This window comes from Yersinia sp. FDAARGOS_228, assembly GCF_002073315.2.
GTDB lineage: Bacteria > Pseudomonadota > Gammaproteobacteria > Enterobacterales > Enterobacteriaceae > Yersinia > Yersinia intermedia.
Genome location: NZ_CP020409.2, coordinates 4,667,336 through 4,681,601, shown reverse-complemented (window position 1 = coordinate 4,681,601; position 14,266 = coordinate 4,667,336). Strand labels below are relative to the sequence as shown.

The following is a 14,266-nucleotide window of genomic DNA, read 5'->3' as shown; positions in this document are numbered from 1 at the left end:
CCGTTTGGCTGACTACAGCAGTGCGTCCATCTCTAAGAGAATTTGATCACACCACTGCTCGATGCGCTCTTCGCTCAACTCGTATTGATTGACCTCATCCAATGCTAAACCAACAAAGTGTTTACCATCGGCGCTGAGTGGTTTTGGGCTAGTAAATTCAAACCCTTCTGTCGGCCAAAAACCGATAAACTTCACGCCCAGTGGGGCGATATGATCGTGCAACATACCAAGAGCATCCAGGAACCATTCGCTATATCCGAATTGATCGCCCATGCCATACATGGCGACAATCTTCCCCTTCAGATTAAGCTGTGTTAACTGTGGCCAGATGGCTTCCCAATCTTCCTGTAACTCGCCGAAATCCCAGGTAGGGATGCCTAAAATCAGGATGGAGTAGGCTTCCATCAGTTGGGGGCTGGCATCCTTCAGGTTGTGCAAATCAACCAAATCTTCGCCAAGAATATCGCGGATTTTTTCTGCTACCATTTCGGTATAGCAGGTGCTGGAGCCGTAAAAGAGACCAATCTTCATGATGTATAGCCATAGCATTACTAATAAGGAATAGCATCGAGTGTACCAGATTTGTCTCGTCATCAGGCATAATGGCGCTTGAGTTCAATCAAAGAGAGAAACAGTAATGCAGCAGCAAAATAACCCGCTGATTGAACAGTTTCTTGATGCCTTATGGCTGGAAAGAAACCTGGCCGAGAATACACTGGCGTCATACCGTCTGGATTTACATGCTTTAACCGGATGGTTAGAACATCACGGCAGTGATTTATTGCGTGCAGGTTCGCAGGACTTACAATCCTTCCTTGCTGAGCGCATTGAAGGCGGCTATAAAGCCACCAGTTCGGCACGCTTACTCAGTGCGATGCGTCGCCTGTTCCAATATTTATACCGCGAAAAGCTGCGTGAAGATGACCCAACAGCACTGCTCTCATCACCTAAACTGCCGCAGCGCTTGCCTAAAGATTTAAGTGAAGCGCAGGTTGATAGGTTGCTCAACTCACCCAATGTTGATATCCCGCTAGAATTGCGCGATAAAGCCATGCTGGAAGTGCTCTATGCCACCGGCTTGCGAGTCTCTGAACTGGTCGGGTTGACCATCAGTGATGTTAGCTTGCGTCAGGGGGTGGTGCGGGTCATTGGTAAAGGAAATAAAGAGCGGCTGGTGCCATTGGGCGAAGAAGCGGTGTACTGGATTGAAAACTACATGGAGCACGGGCGTCCATGGTTGATTAATGGTCAATCGCTAGATGTGCTGTTCCCTAGCAATCGTAGCCAACAAATGACCCGACAGACTTTCTGGCATCGCATCAAACACTATGCGATCCTTGCAGGTATCGATAGTGAACGGCTTTCACCCCATGTTTTGCGGCACGCTTTTGCCACGCACCTACTGAATCACGGTGCAGACCTGCGTGTGGTACAAATGTTACTGGGCCACAGTGATTTGTCGACAACCCAGATTTATACCCATGTAGCTACGGAACGTTTGAAACAGCTACATCAACAGCATCATCCACGCGCATGATTGTTTTGAAGAAAAACGATGTTGCGTGGAAAGAGATAGGATTCATAAATGAGAAAAAGTTTATTGTTACTGCCGGTGTTAATCGCCGCATTCGCCAGCCCGGTTAACGCAGATGATGCCGCTATCCAGCAGACGCTAAAAAAATTAGATATTCAGCAAGCTGATGTCCAACCTTCGCCGATCCCAGGTTTGAGCACGGTGATGACCGAAAGCGGGGTGCTTTATATCTCGGCCGACGGTAAACATCTGTTGCAAGGCCCGCTGTATGATGTGAGCGGTAGCCAGCCCGTTAATATAACCAATCAGATGCTGGTGAAAAAGCTTGAAGCATTGAGCAGTGAAATGATTGTGTATAAAGCACCACAGGAAAAACATGTTGTTACGGTGTTTACCGATATCACCTGTGGGTACTGCCATAAGTTGCATGAGCAGATGAAAGACTATAACGCGCTGGGTATTACCGTGCGTTATCTGGCGTTCCCACGTCAGGGCTTAAGCTCTCAGGCAGAAAAAGATATGGGATCCATCTGGTGTATGGCTGATCGTAATAAAGCTTTCGATGATGCAATGAAAGGCACTGAGGTATCACCGGCTACCTGTAAAACAGACATTAGCAAGCATTACCAGCTCGGCGTACAGTTTGGTATTCAGGGCACGCCTGCAATTGTGCTGCAAAATGGCACTATCGTTCCGGGGTATCTGGAGCCGAAAGAGATGTTGGCAATGCTGAATAAGCATCAGGCTTCCTTAAAAGCGGCGGGTTAATCACCCGTGACACTCAAAACTCAACTTCGTCGTCGTGAGGCGGCGGATGACAGCCATTTACCCGCGCAATTGCACCCGTTACTGCGCCGTCTCTATGCCAGTCGTGGAGTTAAAACTGCGACAGAACTGGAACGGGGCGTGAAAGGTCTATTGCCCTGGCAGCAACTCGATGGCATTGACGCAGGGGTTACCCTGTTACAGCAAGCGCTGGCTGACAAACGGCGTATCGTGATTGTCGGCGATTTTGATGCCGACGGTGCCACCAGCACTGCATTGGCAGTACTGGCTTTGCGCAGCATGGGTGGCAGTAATGTTGATTACCTGGTGCCCAATCGCTTTGACGATGGCTACGGGCTTAGCCCGGAAGTGGTTGAACAGGTCGCTGCCCGTGGTGCGGAATTGATTGTCACGGTCGATAACGGCATTTCTTCTCATGCCGGGGTGGATTTGGCCCATGCCTTGGGCATTCAGGTACTGGTTACCGATCACCATCTGCCGGGTGAAACCTTGCCAGCGGCTGAAGCTATCATTAATCCGAACCTGGTTGGTTGTGATTTTCTCTCCAAATCACTGGCTGGGGTGGGTGTTACCTTCTATCTGATGTTGGCATTGCGCGCCCGTTTGCGCGCGAGCGGGTGGTTTGAGCAACGTGCTTTAGCGGAGCCAAATCTGGCAGAACTGCTGGATTTAGTGGCGCTGGGGACGGTGGCTGATGTGGTGCCACTGGATGCCAATAACCGGATTCTGGTCCATCAAGGATTAAGCCGAATTCGTGCGGGTAAATGCCGTCCAGGGGTCCGCGCACTATTGGAAGTCGCCAACCGCGATGCCCGTCAATTGGCTGCCAACGATCTGGGCTTCTCCCTTGGCCCACGGCTTAACGCTGCCGGTCGCCTTGATGACATGTCTATTGGGGTCGCACTTCTTCTCACTGACGATATCGCTCAGGCCAGAGCTTTAGCAATCGATCTGGATGCCCTTAATCAAGCGCGCCGAGAGATAGAGCAGGGGATGCAGGTTGAGGCGTTGCAACTGTGCGACCAACTGGAACGTACCAGCACTGAATTGCCCTATGGCATTGCGATGTATCATCCAGAATGGCATCAGGGTGTGGTAGGGATTTTGGCCTCGCGCATCAAAGAACGTTTTCATCGGCCAGTCATTGCTTTCGCCCCTGCGGGTGAGGGGTTACTGAAGGGCTCGGGCCGCAGCGTAGCTGGGTTACATATGCGCGATGCGCTTGAGCGCCTGGATACATTGAACCCAGGGTTGATGCTGAAGTTTGGCGGCCATGCGATGGCGGCGGGATTATCATTGGAACAAGATAAATTCGATGAGTTCCGTCAGCGTTTTGCCGATTTAGTCGGTGAATGGATGGATGCCTCACAATTGGAAGGCGTTATTTGGTCCGATGGTGAACTGAAAGGCAACGAACTATCGCTGGAAACAGCGGAGTTGTTGCGCGATGGCGGCCCATGGGGGCAGTCCTTCCCTGAGCCAACATTTGATGGCAAATTCCGTATTTTGCAGCAACGGTTGGTGGGGGAACGCCATCTAAAACTGATGATTGAGCCGCTGAATGGCGGGCCGCTACTCGATGGTATTGCGTTTAATATCGATACCACCTTATGGCCGGACAGCAGCGTGCGTGAAGTTAAGCTGGCTTACAAACTCGATATTAATGAATATCGCGGTAATCGTAGTGTCCAGTTGTTGGTCCAGCATTTGTGGCCTTATTAGGCAACATTCAAATAAAACCCGATGAGCTGGCTTAGGCCAGTGATTCGGGTGAATAAGTCAGGTTAACGCCACTGTAATTTCAAGTAAGCAGGAAATATAGTCAACGAGCTATAAACCGCCGAACAGATCCGTTAGAATTACCAATTCTGTGCCCTAAATAATTCGAGTTGTAGGAACGCGGCAACTGAGTAAATTTCGAAGGATTGACGTCAGTCAATGATTCGGGTGAACGAAGACAGCCAACACTCATGCAGCTTGAAGTATGACGGGTATAATGACATTCCGTCATCTACGACTCAACGTAAGACTCAAAACCATGTTTGAAATAAACCCGGTAAAAAATCGAATTCAGGACCTGTCTGATCGGACAGACATTCTCAGGGGGTATCTTTGACTATGATGCCAAGAAAGAGCGACTGGAAGAAGTAAACGCCGAGCTGGAACAGCCCGACGTCTGGAATGAACCTGAGCGTGCGCAAGCGCTGGGTAAAGAGCGTTCTGCGCTAGAAGAGATTGTCTCGACCATTGATCAATTGGATCAAGGTATGGAAGACGTTTCCGGCTTGCTGGAATTGGCGATTGAAGCTGACGATGAAGAGACCTTTAACGAAGCCATTGCTGAGTTAGATATCCTTGACGGCAAGCTGGGCCAGCTCGAATTCCGCCGCATGTTTTCTGGTGAATATGATAGCGCCAACTGCTACCTGGATTTACAAGCGGGTTCTGGCGGCACAGAAGCCCAGGACTGGGCCAGCATGCTGCTGCGTATGTACCTGCGCTGGGCTGAATCAAAAGGCTTCAAAACTGAAATCATCGAAGAATCTGATGGTGATGTTGCTGGCCTAAAGTCAGCCACCATTAAGATCATCGGCGATTACGCCTTTGGCTGGTTACGTACTGAAACTGGCGTTCATCGTCTGGTTCGTAAAAGCCCGTTTGACTCCGGTGGCCGTCGTCATACCTCTTTCAGTTCTGCTTTTGTCTATCCAGAAGTTGATGATGATATTGATATCGAAATCAACCCGGCAGATCTGCGTATTGACGTTTACCGCGCATCCGGTGCGGGTGGTCAGCACGTCAACAAAACGGAATCTGCGGTACGTATTACCCACCTTCCAACCAATATCGTGACTCAATGCCAGAATGACCGTTCTCAGCATAAGAACAAAGATCAAGCGATGAAGCAGTTGAAGGCGAAGCTGTATGAGTTTGAGATGCAAAAGAAAAATGCTGATAAACAGGTTTTGGAAGACAATAAGTCTGATATCGGTTGGGGTAGCCAGATCCGTTCTTATGTACTGGATGATTCCCGTATCAAAGATTTGCGTACTGGCGTGGAAACACGTAACACGCAAGCGGTACTGGATGGTGATCTGGACAAATTCATTGAAGCAAGTTTGAAAGCCGGGCTATGAGGAACTGAGATGTCAGAGCAAAAACCACAAGTCGCTGAGCAAGCGCAAGAACCAGAACTCAATAGTGAGTTACAAGCTCGTCGGGAAAAGCTGGCCTTGCTGCGGGAAAAGGGAATTGCGTTCCCTAATGATTTCCGTCGTGAGCACCTCTCTGACCAGCTACATGCTGAGTACGGCAGTAAAGAGAATGAAGAGTTAGAAGCACTGAATATCGAAGTCACCGTTGCTGGTCGTATGATGACCCGCCGTATTATGGGTAAAGCATCATTCGTCACACTGCAAGATGTCGGTGGCCGCATTCAGTTGTACGTTTCCCGCGATGATCTGCCGGAAGGCATTTATAACGAAGAATTCAAAAAGTGGGATCTGGGCGATATTCTGGGTGCTCGTGGCAAGCTGTTTAAAACTAAAACCGGTGAGTTGTCTATCCACTGTAGCGAACTGCGCCTGTTGACTAAAGCGCTGCGTCCGCTGCCGGATAAATTCCACGGCTTGGCTGATCAGGAAACCCGTTACCGCCAGCGTTATTTGGATCTGATCGCTAACGATGAATCTCGCCATACGTTCAAAGTTCGTTCGCAGGTGATGTCTGGTATTCGTAGTTTCATGGTGGAAAAAGGCTTCATGGAAGTCGAAACCCCTATGATGCAAGTGATCCCTGGTGGTGCCTCAGCGCGTCCGTTTGTGACTCATCACAATGCGCTGGATATCGATATGTACTTGCGCATCGCGCCAGAACTGTATCTGAAACGCCTGGTCGTTGGTGGTTTTGAACGTGTATTCGAAATCAACCGTAACTTCCGTAATGAGGGCGTTTCCCCGCGTCATAACCCAGAGTTCACCATGATGGAACTCTATATGGCGTATGCGGATTACAAAGATCTGATCGTGCTGACGGAAGAACTGTTCCGCACTCTGACTGAAACCGTATTGGGTAGCAGTGTGGTGCAGTATGGCGAGCAGACATTCGATTTCGGTAAGCCTTTTGCCAAATTGACCATGAAAGAAGCCATTTGCAAATATCGCCCTGAAACCAATGTGGCAGATTTGGACGATATGGACAAAGCTTTGGCCATTGCTGAGTCATTAGGCATTAAAGTTGAGAAGAGCTGGGGTCTGGGCCGCGTTCAATGCGAAATCTTCGAGGAGACCGCAGAGAGCCATCTGATTCAGCCAACTTTCATTACTGAATATCCAGCAGAAGTTTCTCCGCTGGCACGTCGTAATGATGATAATCCGTTTATCACTGACCGCTTTGAGTTCTTTATCGGTGGCCGTGAGATTGGTAACGGTTTCTCAGAGTTGAATGATGCTGAAGATCAGGCTCAGCGTTTTGCTGATCAGGTTAGCGCTAAAGAAGCTGGCGATGATGAAGCGATGTTCTACGATGAAGACTACGTCACCGCGCTGGAACATGGTTTGCCGCCAACTGCTGGTTTGGGCATCGGTATCGACCGTATGGTGATGTTGTTTACCAACAGCCACACCATCCGTGACGTTATCTTGTTCCCGGCTATGCGCCCGGTTAAATAAGTTATTGTGGTCACGGTAATCTATAAGGGTGCTGTAGCACCCTTTTTACTAAGCAAAATAGCCATAGTGATACTTGGTTTAATCTAATCGCTTAAAATACCGGCGCTTAGACCATATCTTCGCTTGCCCACGAGGAAGAACCGGTTATAATGCAAACCGCACACCGAAGCGGGTGTAGTTCAATGGTAGAACGAGAGCTTCCCAAGCTCTATACGAGGGTTCGATTCCCTTCACCCGCTCCAATCTTATGTCTCGCAGTATCTCCCGAAGTACATCAAACCCAGTAAATCCGCACTTCTCAGGCTAATCTAGTTATTCCTATATACATGTTCGTCTATTGAAATCTACTTATAGCGGGGGGGTATATATGGGGATATTAAATTGTACCCACCTAAAAGGTACCCCCAGATAATCTAACTTTATGCCTACATTTAATCACTATGGCTTAGCACTGTTAAACCCCAGTTTCGCTTACCACTGGTTCGCCCAGTTGTTTCATACCAGCTATCGTCAATGCACTTCGCAGACATAAACCATGAAGTGCAGCAAACACCGCTGGGAGCTACCCTGGTGCGTTTTTAATTCCAGGCAATGAAAAGTCATAGTGTGGCGTTAAGGTGAGCTCTGAGTGCGCCAGGTGAAACCTTGCACCTATGCTTTCAGCTAAAATAGATATAAGCCATCACAGCCAAGATAACTATTGCGGCATAACGCAAAATTCGCTCGCGGTTCCTGATGAACCATGTTCGTTCGTAACGTAGTGGTGTGCAAAAAGGTGTTACCCATTTGAGATATTCTGCGTTGATGCTACTCAATACCTCTTTGGATTCATTCAGGTTACTACCGAAAACATACTGACGTTGTAGTAAATCAGCCCGACAATGACTAATCGTCTCTTTGTCACTCACTAATTTATCTTCATTAATAAAATCAAAGTGATCGATAACGATTTGGTATGAGGCTTGTATATTTTTACTGGTTACAAAAGCATCACAGGTGATCAGATCATTTTTAGCCAGGTATTTCAGGAGATCAATCTTCTGAGTTACCTGCAAATTATCAACCAGTTGCTGCCTGAGCGCTTTATCAAATGGCCGGATATATCCAAGTTTCGGATCAATTTCAGCGTCAAGCGACTCATATAGGTAAAACTCCCCTTCCATAGGTTTGCCGCGCCAGTCAAAGCGCACATAACCATCTGGTTGAGTCTGGTAACAATTGGATATTGGCATAAACATCCTTGATAAAAGGCGATGATGACATTCGTAAGCAGTTCATTGAACTAGGTAGGTGCGGATTTTGCAACACAGTTTGTCGTGCAGAGATAAGGATTGATTTTCCGTCGCCGCCGCTATACCTGAGAGGGAGCTACCAAACCCATGAGATCCACTTTCCGCGCCCAATTCTCCCGGCAGCTTCCCTCATAGCTTGAGGTTGTTTTCCTTTGCCCACTTTCTTAACCTGCCGCAGGCATTGGAGTAGGGGGAAGATGTATTGAAAGAAATCATCCTTCCCATTGTCCATTTGCCATACCACGCTTTTCCATACAGGTCATTGTCAGATCGCTGATTGATCAATTCAACGATTTCGCTTTTAGCGTTCTGTAGTTGGCTGCTTAGCGAGCGTAAATCCAAATCGCTATAGTCGCGATAAAACTTTTGGGCGAGAAGACCCAGTTGGTTCCATTTATAACCCGTTTCCGGGAAATCAACAGGCTTTCCCTCTTCATCAAGCGTTATCCATTTGATAACTAAATTGTTCCAGCCAAGTAAGTAGGAGACAAGATTGCAAACACTCATTACAGTGTCTTTTGCATGTCCTTCCATTGATTCATCTAATGCTAATTCGGGTGGAATTGATGCGAGGTAACCTGACAATTTATTGAAGTTTTTGTCTATTGCCAACAGGAGTTCTGATTTGGTTTGTGGCACACCCATGAGAATTCCCTCCCTAGTTGTTGGGATATTCAGCGAGTTTGGCAACAGAGGGGGGCTTACGCGAGCACTTTCTGGAAAAGATGTGAGAGAAAACGCATTATTAATCTGATTAGATTGTATTTTTTCTTTTTAACTTATTGTTTTACTTTGTAAACCTCTTCTCTGAACATGAAATTATGCTCGATACCCTGAGCACGTTAACGCATATATCGGCATACTGAAAGGAGCGATCTTCATGCTCCTCACTTCAAAACCAGCCAAAACACCAGGAACGATAAAACACCCGATACGTTAGGTTCTGTTGGCAATAGCTGGCGACGAATCAGGTGCTTAAAGATCATATTCACTCGCTATTTACGGCTAGAAGGTGATTGTTTTTACGCTGAATAACCTGCAAAAGAAGGAAGAGTGATTCTCTCTGATCTGTTTGTTTATTCGCAGTTAAAAAGTAATGAAACCAAAGTAATTAACTGTATTCTGTTCTTATGCCAAATATCTATCGGTATTCCCTATGTTGATAGCCTACTTAGATGCGTTAAATATTTTGAGCACGCCTGTTTGGCTCGTTTTACCCAAAAATCAGGAAATAGTTTTTGCTAATAAGGAAGCCCGAGCAATTGCAGGTGATAGCCCACTCCAGTTACTGCGCAATGGCCGGTTTTCAGCACATGCGCAGCAGCATCTGGATGCATACCTGCCCGCTTTGGCAGATGAAGATCAAATCGTTGAAATTTGGACTATTCAAACAGAAGGCAATAGCTTTCCCCTAAGTTGTCGGCTCTCTTTGACACAACTGGAACCGCACGGAGACGTTATTGTTTTCGAAGGGCTTTATATTGCCGGAGCGGAGGTCACTCGCCCCAATGTCGGTCGGCTGTGCTCGAAGCCCTACTGCCGCGACGAACGGGGTTTCTATGAGCAATTTTTCGATACCAATACGGCCCCGATGTTATTGATTGATCCATCGGACGATGGCCAAATTGTAGATGCTAATCAAGCGGCAACCCGTTTCTATGGTTATTCCCGGGATGAGATGTGTATGAAACATACTTGGGAAATTAATACCATGGGTAAGGATGTATTGCCCGTAATGCGTGAGGTAGCTAAGCTGCCCGGTGGGCACAAGCCTCTTAATTTCATCCATAAATTAGCCGATGGAAATACCCGCCATGTGCAAACTTATGCCGGCCCCGTTGAGTTGGATGGTATGCGGCTAATGCTTTGTATTATTCATGATATTACTGAACAAAAGCGCCTGGAACAGGCATTAGAAGATGCGGCCTTACGGGATCCACTGACCGGCTTGGGGAATCGGCGGCAATTCTTTAATCTTGTCGAGCATGCTAATGCACAAAGCCAACGTTATGCACAAGGCTTCAGCTTGATGTTGGTTGATGCAGACCATTTCAAGCAAGTTAATGATCAGTTCGGGCATCATAAGGGTGACGAAGTCCTGATATTGCTGGCAAGAACCCTGGAATCCCGAATTCGTGAAAGTGACATGATTTTCCGTTGGGGAGGCGAAGAGTTTGCCATTTTGCTCCCTTCAACCAATTTAGCTGGCGCATTACAAGTGGCGGAGTCTATTCGTGAGGCCGTTCAGTTAGTGTGTCAACCCAATCTACCGCAACTCACTGTCAGTATCGGTGTGGCACAGCATCAGGTTGGTGAGGATTCCGATAGCTTATTCAAACGTATGGATGAGGCCCTTTACCGCGCTAAGGCGGCAGGGCGCAATAGAGTGCTGGTGGCATAGGCCGGAGGGGGATTAGCTGACCTCCCTTTACCAATAACTCACCGCTCTATGAACAGAGTAGTTTTGCCGTTGTATTTATCTATTCCAGCGGCAAATGATCGAGTGGTTTTACCTCGCGCAGGACGAAGGTGGTTTGCATCTCTTTAATGCCCGATAATCGGCGGATGACGGACATGGCGAAAGTGGAGAAGCTATCGAGGTCTTCCGCGACCACTTGCAGCAGGAAGTCAGCATCTCCGGCGACAGCATAGCAAGCGATAACCGGCTTTAACTCCCCCACCTGCATTTCAAATAGCTTGGCTTCTTCCTCACTGTGGCTGTCAATTTTCACCCGAATAAATGCCAAAATACCCAAACCAATTTTTCGTCGATCGATATTGGCCTGATAGCCGGTAATAACGCCGCTTTCTTCTAATTGTTTCACCCGCCGCCAGCAGGGGGAGGTTGCCATTCCCACTTTATCGGCTAGCTCTTGGTTAGTCATACGGCCAGCATGCTGTAACTGTTTCAGTATTTTAATATCTGCCGGTGTTATGAGTGATGATGGCATTTTCTACCTGATTATTATTTTATTTGGGAATGTATTACCAATATTAGCTGAATCCAGGTGATAAAAGAAAGCACTTACCTGCCAGCGAGGGATATGATTATTGATATACATTATCGGTAAAAGGACAGTGGCTGTGGCAGAGCAAATGCGGATCGCGATTATGGTTAACCCTGAACTCCCTATTGGTTTAATTGCCAATACCACCAGCGCGGTAGGTATTGGGTTAGCGGCAAAATTTCCGCAACTGGCAGGGGCAATGTTGTCCGATTCAGGGGGGAAAGAAATTGATGTTAGCTCAAAATTACCGGTACCTATTTTACAAGCAAATGCTTTGCAGATGAGAGAGGTGCTGTTGAAAGCATTGACGGCTAGCCATGAACGGGCAATTGTGCCTTTTCCGGCATTTGCGCGCGCAATGCACAGTTTTCAGGATTATGCCGATGCATTCCCGCTACGTTCTCTTTGTGATGAGCCGCTAGACGGTTTGGGATTGGTCGGGCCGGAGAAATGGGTTCGCTCATTGACTGGCGCGTTAAAACTGCTGCGCTAGTCAGGCCGGTTATCGATGGAAAAGAAACGGGTTCTGACATGGAACCCGTTTCTATGTTGACTATCAGTGGGTTAAGTTAACTGACTTAATTGTAAGACGTTACCGGCGATGCCGTTGATATACAATTTGCGATGTTCATTCGCGGGCAGATTAACGGATAATTCACGCCAAGCCGGTTGATAGCTGCCAGTGCGCGCAAAGGTGATATCAATGCGGTGGTTATCGGTAGTCACCTGCCAACTCAGCCATAATGCATAGCCTTGCTGCCAGCGGTGGCTTTCGCCATCATCTTCAAACAGCATTCCACTCGATCGCCCCGCGCCTTTAGTGGGGTAGAGTGCCAACTCGCGTTGCGAGTCCAACTTGGCATTAACAAAAGCGATGCGTCGTGACAGCGGCAGCGCTGCACCGGCTCGGACCAATAGTGGCAAACGTTCCAGTGGCGCATCAAGGGTGATCATCTGCCCACCGCCATACCATTGGCCACTGTGGAAGCAATACCAGCCACCATTATTATCAGGCTGGCTATTATCAGGTAAGTACACTTCTCGCTGGCGTTGTCCGGCCTCTACCACACTGGCAACCAGCAAGTCGCGGCCCAGCATAAAGTCGTCATTTTCTGTAAACGTGCCGCTATCGTGTTCATGATCGAGGAAAGTAGGGCGTAACATAGGCTCATCATCATGGGTGGCCTGCCACTGTAAGGTGTAAAAATAGGGCAGTAACCGATAACGTAGCGCCATAGCATCACGGATCATCGGCGTGGCGGCAGGGTACATCCAGGGCTCATTTACTGTGTGATCGTCATTCCATGAGTGAATAGTAAATCGTGGATGCATCACGCCGTTTTGTACCCAGCGGATAAATAGCTCTGCTTCTGGTTTATCACCCGAAAAACCGCCGACATCATGACCGAGATTGTATAACCCTGACAGGCTCATCCCCAGCCCCATGCGGATGTTATAGCGCAGCGTTTGCCAACTGGTCCGGTTGTCACCACTCCAGGTCTGGGCGTAGCGTTGCATACCGGCACAACCAGAACGTGATATCAAATACGGGCGTATATCTGGTGCAAATGCTTGTTGAGCCTCCATTGAGGCCCGCATCATCAGCAAAGGCATTACCGGTCTGATATGTTTGATAGCGATAGATTTACCGAATCCATTGCAGCGCGCTTCACCATCCCACACTTCATATTCATTATTATCATTCCAGGTTGAGCCGATCCCCATCTCCAGCAGTTGTTTGGTTACATTCTCCTGCCACCAGTCCACGGTTGCAGGATTGGTGAAATCAAGGTGAGAGCCTTCATCATCCCAGAATGAAGAGCGCTCTGGTAACCCGGTTTCACCATCACGAATAAATAATCCGCGTTCGGCAACATGCTGATATTGTGGGTGATCTTGTAATAGGCACGGTTTGATATTGGCAGCTAACTTAATGCCCGCTTGCAGAAAAGCCTGACTCATTACCTTAGGCTGCGGTACTTTGTCGTAATTCCAGTTAAAAACATAACGCTTATTGTTGATTGAGGTATAGCCAGATGAGAGCTGGAAAGAGTCGCAGGGAATATCATGCTGCTGACATAGCGTAATGAATTTTTGCAACTGCACCTGTGCATCGGGAGCATCGGTGTAATGCATGGTCGAACCACTGTAACCAAGGCTCCATTTGGGGCCAAACTTGGTTTTGCCGGTCAGGCGGACAAAGGCTTTGGTAACATCCAGCACTTTCGGGCCGAGGAACATATAGTAATCAAGATCGCCAGCTTCAGCCTGATAGCGACGATAGGCCAGATGGTAGTTATCAATCTCATTCCCTAAATCTAACCAGCAACTGCTTAAATTGTCATAAAAAAGACCAAAGCTGACATCATCACGGCGAGTGATGGTAAACGGGATATGTTTGTAGAGTGGGTCAGTACTGGCGGCGTTGTAACCCATGGCGTCTAGATTGCGCATTTCAAAGCGGCGACCTGCACGGTTAAGATCACCCGCTTTTTCACCTAATCCGTAATATTGCTCATTGGGATATCGCCGCTGATAGTGAGCAATAGCTTCTCCTTTGGGGCTGAGTAAATAAGCGCTGGTGGGCCGATCCGCCGCCAGTGGCTGCCACTCGCCGTGCTGATTTTTATATTCCCATGCCAGATACAGTGGTTGATAAATGGTGACCCGCAAACATTCAGTGGTGACTATCAAGTGTTGTTCATGGTGTTCTAATTGATAACCTGGAATGGAGAAACCTTCCAGGCTAAGTCGATCGCGGCCAGACCATGGCACATCGCCTTGTGGGGCAATGCTCCAGGTGCGGTTTAAGGCCAGCTCACCATTCTTTTTAATCAGCACACGGCAGAGGTTCGGCTCTAATATATACAGACAAAATATATGATGGTCATCGACCAGTAATTCCACATGGTCAGGGTATTGATTTATTAACTGCCAGTTTTTTAATGTTTTCATCACAGCTCATCTTGTTTCTGG

General features: G+C 47.9%; 12 protein-coding genes and 1 tRNA gene. 8 read left to right on the top strand and 5 right to left on the bottom strand.

Annotated features, from left to right (window positions below):
• Window positions 1-12: 12 nt before the first annotated feature.
• The gene (gene fldB, locus A6J67_RS21910) at window positions 13-531 is read right to left on the bottom strand and encodes a flavodoxin FldB (RefSeq protein WP_042569196.1); all 519 of its coding nucleotides are present in this window, start codon (window positions 529-531) and stop codon (window positions 13-15) included.
• 106 nt (window positions 532-637) lie between these two features.
• On the opposite strand from fldB, the gene xerD reads away from it, so the two are divergent.
• From xerD to A6J67_RS21880, 6 genes are all read left to right on the top strand, one after another.
• Complete coding sequence (gene xerD / locus A6J67_RS21905) at window positions 638-1,537, top strand: site-specific tyrosine recombinase XerD (protein WP_005185989.1); 900 nt, start codon at window positions 638-640, stop codon at window positions 1,535-1,537.
• Window positions 1,538-1,585: 48 nt separating this feature from the next.
• Complete coding sequence (gene dsbC, locus A6J67_RS21900) at window positions 1,586-2,302, top strand: bifunctional protein-disulfide isomerase/oxidoreductase DsbC (protein ID WP_050297301.1); 717 nt, start codon at window positions 1,586-1,588, stop codon at window positions 2,300-2,302.
• 6 nt (window positions 2,303-2,308) lie between these two features.
• Complete coding sequence (gene recJ, locus A6J67_RS21895; RefSeq protein WP_050073594.1) at window positions 2,309-4,042, top strand: single-stranded-DNA-specific exonuclease RecJ; 1,734 nt, start codon at window positions 2,309-2,311, stop codon at window positions 4,040-4,042.
• A gap of 316 nt (window positions 4,043-4,358) precedes the next feature.
• Window positions 4,359-5,457 (top strand): peptide chain release factor 2 gene (prfB, locus tag A6J67_RS21890; protein WP_105165864.1). Its coding sequence is split into 2 segments (ribosomal slippage): window positions 4,359-4,433 and window positions 4,435-5,457, totalling 1,098 coding nucleotides; the frame shifts between segments, so codons are not numbered across the junction.
• A gap of 9 nt (window positions 5,458-5,466) precedes the next feature.
• Entirely contained in the window at window positions 5,467-6,990 is a 1,524-nt protein-coding gene (lysS, locus tag A6J67_RS21885) for a lysine--tRNA ligase (protein ID WP_005185985.1), read from the top strand.
• Between the two features lie 168 nt (window positions 6,991-7,158).
• A tRNA-Gly gene (locus A6J67_RS21880) sits at window positions 7,159-7,232 on the top strand.
• A 417-nt stretch (window positions 7,233-7,649) separates the two neighbouring features.
• On the opposite strand, the gene A6J67_RS21875 is transcribed toward A6J67_RS21880, so the two are convergent.
• Together A6J67_RS21875 and A6J67_RS21870 are read right to left on the bottom strand one after the other, a co-directional pair.
• Window positions 7,650-8,222 carry a hypothetical protein gene (locus tag A6J67_RS21875; protein ID WP_042569200.1) on the bottom strand — a complete coding sequence of 191 codons (573 nt, stop codon included), beginning with the start codon at window positions 8,220-8,222 and terminating at the stop codon, window positions 7,650-7,652.
• A 189-nt stretch (window positions 8,223-8,411) separates the two neighbouring features.
• Window positions 8,412-8,927, bottom strand: a complete 516-nt coding sequence (locus tag A6J67_RS21870; RefSeq protein ID WP_042569201.1) for a ClbS/DfsB family four-helix bundle protein — start codon at window positions 8,925-8,927, stop codon at window positions 8,412-8,414.
• Between the two features lie 511 nt (window positions 8,928-9,438).
• Here A6J67_RS21870 and A6J67_RS21865 point away from each other — a divergent pair.
• Window positions 9,439-10,683, top strand: coding sequence for a sensor domain-containing diguanylate cyclase (locus A6J67_RS21865; RefSeq protein ID WP_050297302.1), 1,245 nt, complete (start codon window positions 9,439-9,441; stop codon window positions 10,681-10,683).
• Window positions 10,684-10,762: 79 nt separating this feature from the next.
• On the opposite strand, the gene A6J67_RS21860 is transcribed toward A6J67_RS21865, so the two are convergent.
• Window positions 10,763-11,233 carry an Lrp/AsnC family transcriptional regulator gene (locus A6J67_RS21860; RefSeq protein ID WP_005185944.1) on the bottom strand — a complete coding sequence of 157 codons (471 nt, stop codon included), beginning with the start codon at window positions 11,231-11,233 and terminating at the stop codon, window positions 10,763-10,765.
• Between the two features lie 127 nt (window positions 11,234-11,360).
• Between A6J67_RS21860 and A6J67_RS21855 the strand changes: the two genes are divergently transcribed.
• Window positions 11,361-11,783: a DUF2000 domain-containing protein gene (locus A6J67_RS21855; protein WP_172668577.1), complete on the top strand. Its 423-nt coding sequence runs from the start codon at window positions 11,361-11,363 to the stop codon at window positions 11,781-11,783.
• 71 nt (window positions 11,784-11,854) lie between these two features.
• On the opposite strand, the gene A6J67_RS21850 is transcribed toward A6J67_RS21855, so the two are convergent.
• On the bottom strand, window positions 11,855-14,245 hold the full coding sequence (locus A6J67_RS21850) for a glycoside hydrolase family 31 protein (RefSeq protein ID WP_050073604.1): 2,391 nt from the start codon (window positions 14,243-14,245) through the stop codon (window positions 11,855-11,857).
• Between the last annotated feature and the right edge of the window lie 21 nt (window positions 14,246-14,266).